Origin of the sequence: Paucibacter sp. Y2R2-4, from assembly GCF_025717535.1 — a bacterium.
In the GTDB taxonomy this organism is placed as follows: domain Bacteria; phylum Pseudomonadota; class Gammaproteobacteria; order Burkholderiales; family Burkholderiaceae_C; genus Paucibacter_A.
This window is the reverse complement of the sequence record NZ_JAJIRO010000007.1, coordinates 1-5597: the sequence shown is the minus strand read 5'-3', so window position 1 is coordinate 5597 and position 5597 is coordinate 1. Positions and strand designations below refer to the sequence as shown.

Genomic DNA, 5597 nt, shown 5'->3' with positions numbered 1-5597 from the left:
GGGCGTTTTGCATAAATATTAGCCTGACGATGACCTACTTTCACACGGGAATCCGCACTATCATCGGCGCTGAGTCATTTCACTGTCCTGTTCGGGATGGGAAGGAGTGGGACCAACTCGCTATGGTCATCAGGCTTAACTGGTTGGCTTCTTGTTGAGTTTTAAATCAACAACAAACCCAATTTGTAGAGCTGCATTATGACACCACTTGAGGGTTTGTCATAACACTCGAATCAGCTTTATTGATTGCGTTAACACGGACTTCATTGAAGAACGGTATAACTTGTATTGACTACTCAATAATCCTTGAACACATTCATTTCTGAACTGTCAAAGTTATAGGGTCAAGCCTCACGGGCAATTAGTACTGGTTAGCTTAACGCATTACTGCGCTTCCACACCCAGCCTATCAACGTCCTGGTCTCGAACGACCCTTCAGGGGGCTCAAGGCCCCGGCAAGACTCATCTTGAGACGAGTTTCCCGCTTAGATGCTTTCAGCGGTTATCTCTTCCGCACTTAGCTACTCGGCGATGCCACTGGCGTGACAACCGATACACCAGAGGTGCGTCCACTCCGGTCCTCTCGTACTAGGAGCAGGCTCTCTCAATCTTGCAGCGCCCACGGAAGATAGGGACCAAACTGTCTCACGACGTTTTAAACCCAGCTCACGTACCTCTTTAAATGGCGAACAGCCATACCCTTGGGACCGGCTACAGCCCCAGGATGAGATGAGCCGACATCGAGGTGCCAAACACCGCCGTCGATATGAACTCTTGGGCGGTATCAGCCTGTTATCCCCAGAGTACCTTTTATCCGTTGAGCGATGGCCCTTCCATACAGAACCACCGGATCACTTTGTCCTACTTTCGTACCTGCTCGACTTGTCAGTCTCGCAGTCAAGCACGCTTATGCCAATGCACTATCAACACGATTTCCGACCGTATTTAGCGTACCTTCGAACTCCTCCGTTACACTTTGGGAGGAGACCGCCCCAGTCAAACTGCCCACCATACACTGTCCCCAATCCCGATAAGGGACCAAGGTTAGAACCTCAAACACACCAGGGTGGTATTTCAACGTTGGCTCCATGAGAACTAGCGTCCTCACTTCAAAGCCTCCCACCTATCCTACACAGATCTGTTCAAAGTCCAATGTAAAGCTACAGTAAAGGTTCATGGGGTCTTTCCGTCTTTCCGCGGGGAGATTGCATCATCACAAACATTTCAACTTCGCTGAGTCTCTGGAGGAGACAGTGTGGCCATCATTACTCCATTCGTGCAGGTCGGAACTTACCCGACAAGGAATTTCGCTACCTTAGGACCGTTATAGTTACGGCCGCCGTTTACTGGGACTTCAGTCAAGAGCTTGCACCCCATCATTTAATCTTCCAGCACCGGGCAGGAGTCACACCCTATACGTCGACTTTCGTCTTTGCAGAGTGCTGTGTTTTTAATAAACAGTTGCAGCCACCGATTCTCTGCGACCCCATTCGGCTCCAGGAGTAAATCCCTTCACCTAATAGAGGCACACCTTCTTCCGAAGTTACGGTGTCAATTTGCCGAGTTCCTTCTCCAGAGTTCTCTCAAGCGCCTTAGAATACTCATCTCGCGCACCAGTGTCGGTTTGCGGTACGGTCGTCAATAGCTGAAGCTTAGTGGCTTTTCTTGGAAGCAGGGTATCACTCACTTCGTCTGCAAGCAGACTCGTTATCACGCCTCATCTCATTCCCCCGGATTTGCCTAAGGGACACGACTACACGCTTGAACCAACATATCCAACAGTTGGCTGAGCTAACCTTCTCCGTCCCCACATCGCACTATTGATCGGTACAGGAATATTTACCTGTTTCCCATCAGCTACGCATCTCTGCCTCGCCTTAGGGGCCGACTCACCCTACGCCGATGAACGTTGCGTAGGAAACCTTGCGCTTTCGGCGAGGGGGCTTTTCACCCCCTTTAACGCTACTCATGTCAGCATTCGCACTTCTGATACCTCCAGCAGGCTTCACAACCCACCTTCACAGGCTTACAGAACGCTCTCCTACCACGTGCAATAAATTGCACATCCGCAGCTTCGGTAACTGGCTTAGCCCCGTTACATCTTCCGCGCAGGACGACTCGATCAGTGAGCTATTACGCTTTCTTTAAATGATGGCTGCTTCTAAGCCAACATCCTGACTGTTTTAGCCTTCCCACTTCGTTTCCCACTTAGCCAATTTTGGGGACCTTAGCTGGCGGTCTGGGTTGTTTCCCTCTTGAGTCCGGACGTTAGCACCCGGTGCTCTGTCTCCCAAGCTGTACTCATCGGTATTCGGAGTTTGCAATGGTTTGGTAAGTCGCCATGACCCCCTAGCCATAACAGTGCTCTACCCCCGATGGTAATACTTGAGGCACTACCTAAATAGTTTTCGGAGAGAACCAGCTATTTCCAAGTTTGTTTAGCCTTTCACCCCTATCCACAGCTCATCCGCTAATTTTGCAACATTAGTCGGTTCGGACCTCCAGCACCTGTTACGGTACCTTCATCCTGGCCATGGATAGATCACTTGGTTTCGGGTCTACACCCAGCGACTAATTCGCCCTATTCGGACTCGATTTCTCTACGGCTTCCCTATTCGGTTAACCTCGCCACTGAATGTAAGTCGCTGACCCATTATACAAAAGGTACGCAGTCACCCTTGCGGGCTCCTACTTTTTGTATGCATACGGTTTCAGGATCTATTTCACTCCCCTCCCGGGGTTCTTTTCGCCTTTCCCTCACGGTACTAGTTCACTATCGGTCGATTACGAGTATTTAGCCTTGGAGGATGGTCCCCCCATATTCAGACAGGATTTCTCGTGTCCCGCCCTACTTGTCTTACGCTTAGTTCCACACCGCAGCATTTCTCATACGGGGCTATCACCCGCTATGGCCGGACTTTCCATTCCGTTCTGATATACACGATGCTAAAACGTAAAGGCTACTCCAATTTCGCTCGCCGCTACTTTCGGAATCTCGGTTGATGTCTTTTCCTCGAGCTACTGAGATGTTTCAGTTCACCCGGTTCGCCACAATGACCTATGTATTCAGTCAGAGTTACCCCTCGCGGGGTGGGTTTCCCCATTCAGAAATCTCCGGATCAAAGCTAATTTGCCAGCTCCCCGAAGCTTATCGCAGGCTATCACGTCTTTCGTCGCCTGTAATCGCCTAGGCATCCACCATATGCACTTAGTCACTTGACCCTATAACTTTGACAGCGCTGACTGCACTGTCGGTCAAGAACTCGTACAGACCCCATTCATGAGTCCATACGTTATTGAGTATTTACGCGTTACGCCGTTCTTCATACCCTAAACAATTTCTTGCTCAGTTGAAGTCTTGTGTTTGACGCAATCAAAATGTTGCCGACGGCACGGTGTTCAACTCCCTTTACAAAGAAGATTGAACTTTCCGCCGACAACGCTGATTCGACTCTACAAATTGTTAAAGAACAACAGCCAATAAAGACTGGCAAACCGCAACATCTCATCAGACATTGGGGTTTGCCAACTTTGGAATGAATATCAATGGTGGAGGATAACGGGTTCGAACCGTTGACCCCCTGCTTGCAAAGCAGGTGCTCTCCCAACTGAGCTAATCCCCCGGATAACCCGTGGTGGGTCTGGCTGGATTCGAACCAGCGACCCCCGCCTTATCAAGACGGTGCTCTAACCAACTGAGCTACAGACCCACGCGTTATTCACTTGTGTGGCCTGCCGCTTTGCAGCTTACCTGTAGAGGCCAGCTCGCCAGGCTCACTTCATCTTCTATTCATTCACTGTTGTGATACAGCCGATAAGTGTGGGCGCTTAAAAATGAGTCATTTGGATCTCGCTGACTCCCTACTGCATGCAGTAAGCAGTTGCTCGACCACTTTCTAGAAAGGAGGTGATCCAGCCGCACCTTCCGATACGGCTACCTTGTTACGACTTCACCCCAGTCACGAACCCTGCCGTGGTAATCGCCCTCCTTGCGGTTAGGCTAACTACTTCTGGCAGAACCCGCTCCCATGGTGTGACGGGCGGTGTGTACAAGACCCGGGAACGTATTCACCGCGGCAAGCTGATCCGCGATTACTAGCGATTCCGACTTCACGCAGTCGAGTTGCAGACTACGATCCGGACTACGACCGGTTTTCTGGGATTAGCTCCCCCTCGCGGGTTGGCAGCCCTCTGTACCGGCCATTGTATGACGTGTGTAGCCCTACCCATAAGGGCCATGATGACCTGACGTCATCCCCACCTTCCTCCGGTTTGTCACCGGCAGTCTCATTAGAGTGCCCTTTCGTAGCAACTAATGACAAGGGTTGCGCTCGTTGCGGGACTTAACCCAACATCTCACGACACGAGCTGACGACGGCCATGCAGCACCTGTGTGACAGTTCTCTTTCGAGCACTCCCAAATCTCTTCAGGATTCTGTCCATGTCAAGGGTAGGTAAGGTTTTTCGCGTTGCATCGAATTAAACCACATCATCCACCGCTTGTGCGGGTCCCCGTCAATTCCTTTGAGTTTCAACCTTGCGGCCGTACTCCCCAGGCGGTCAACTTCACGCGTTAGCTTCGTTACTGAGAAGAAACCCTCCCAACAACCAGTTGACATCGTTTAGGGCGTGGACTACCAGGGTATCTAATCCTGTTTGCTCCCCACGCTTTCGTGCATGAGCGTCAGTACAGGTCCAGGGGATTGCCTTCGCCATCGGTGTTCCTCCGCATATCTACGCATTTCACTGCTACACGCGGAATTCCATCCCCCTCTACCGTACTCTAGCTATGCAGTCACAAAGGCAGTTCCCAGGTTGAGCCCGGGGATTTCACCTCTGTCTTGCATAACCGCCTGCGCACGCTTTACGCCCAGTAATTCCGATTAACGCTTGCACCCTACGTATTACCGCGGCTGCTGGCACGTAGTTAGCCGGTGCTTATTCTTCAGGTACCGTCATTAAGTCTCTGTATTAGAGAAACTCGTTTCTTCCCTGACAAAAGCGGTTTACAACCCGAAGGCCTTCTTCCCGCACGCGGCATGGCTGGATCAGACTTGCGTCCATTGTCCAAAATTCCCCACTGCTGCCTCCCGTAGGAGTCTGGGCCGTGTCTCAGTCCCAGTGTGGCTGGTCGTCCTCTCAGACCAGCTACAGATCGTCGCCTTGGTGGGCTTTTACCCCGCCAACTAGCTAATCTGATATCGGCCGCTCCAATCGCGCGAGGCCTTACGGTCCCCCGCTTTCACCCTCAGGTCGTATGCGGTATTAGCCACTCTTTCGAGTAGTTATCCCCCACGACTGGGCACGTTCCGATATATTACTCACCCGTTCGCCACTCGTCAGCTTAACCTGTTACCGTTCGACTTGCATGTGTAAGGCATGCCGCCAGCGTTCAATCTGAGCCAGGATCAAACTCTACAGTTCGATCTTGTTTTACTCAACGGAATCGACTAAAAACCATTTGCATAGTTCTCAATCTTAATTTCCGTGAGCGTTTAAAGTCTAAGAGACTTGATCCTCGTCACCGAGCATCAAAACTCACCTTCAAACGCCCACGCTTATCGGCTGTTAATTTTTAAAGAACTCAAATCAAGCCT

Annotated in this window: 2 tRNA genes and 3 rRNA genes; all 5 read right to left on the bottom strand. The window is 50.9% G+C overall.

Going from position 1 to position 5597, the window contains the following annotated elements:
- Positions 1-21: 21 nt before the first annotated feature.
- The 5 genes from rrf to LNV06_RS22480 all read right to left on the bottom strand — a co-directional run bounded on the left by rrf (position 22) and on the right by LNV06_RS22480 (position 5424).
- Positions 22-134, bottom strand: a 5S ribosomal RNA gene (rrf, locus tag LNV06_RS22500).
- Between the two features lie 206 nt (positions 135-340).
- Positions 341-3222 (bottom strand): 23S ribosomal RNA (locus LNV06_RS22495).
- 325 nt (positions 3223-3547) lie between these two features.
- Positions 3548-3623: transfer RNA gene (locus LNV06_RS22490), tRNA-Ala, on the bottom strand.
- 10 nt (positions 3624-3633) lie between these two features.
- A tRNA-Ile gene (locus LNV06_RS22485) sits at positions 3634-3710 on the bottom strand.
- A gap of 190 nt (positions 3711-3900) precedes the next feature.
- A 16S ribosomal RNA gene (locus LNV06_RS22480) occupies positions 3901-5424 on the bottom strand.
- The 16S, 23S and 5S rRNA genes sit together here with 2 tRNA genes alongside, the layout of an rRNA operon.
- Positions 5425-5597 lie beyond the last annotated feature (173 nt).